This window comes from Mesorhizobium sp. WSM4887, assembly GCF_029625865.1.
Taxonomy (GTDB): domain Bacteria; phylum Pseudomonadota; class Alphaproteobacteria; order Rhizobiales; family Rhizobiaceae; genus Mesorhizobium.
In genome coordinates this window covers 1-326 of record NZ_JARTVP010000044.1, presented here as the reverse complement: position 1 = coordinate 326, position 326 = coordinate 1, and the positions used below count along the sequence as shown (strand labels likewise).

The 326-nt window shown below is 70.9% G+C and carries 1 protein-coding gene; it reads right to left on the bottom strand.

Features of this window, described 5'->3' with window-relative positions; translation table 11 throughout:
* Positions 1-326, bottom strand: a 326-nt coding sequence (locus P9230_RS32250) for a hypothetical protein (protein WP_278121753.1), incomplete at both ends; no start/stop codon positions are given.

The following is a 326-nucleotide window of genomic DNA, read 5'->3' as shown; positions in this document are numbered from 1 at the left end:
GATACCGGAGCAACGGGCTCGACGGGTGCAACAGGTGCGACCGGCGCTACGGGTGCAACGGGTGCGACCGGCTCGACTGGAGCAACGGGTGATACCGGAGCAACGGGTTCGACCGGGGCCACTGGGGCGACTGGAGCAACCGGCGCCACTGGTGCTACGGGCGATACCGGCTCGACCGGCGCTACGGGTGCGACTGGCGCCACGGGCGATACCGGCTCGACTGGCGCAACCGGCGCCACAGGTGCGACTGGCGCTACGGGTGATACCGGAGCAACGGGCTCGACAGGTGCGACCGGAGCAACAGGTGCGACCGGCGCCACCGGCGA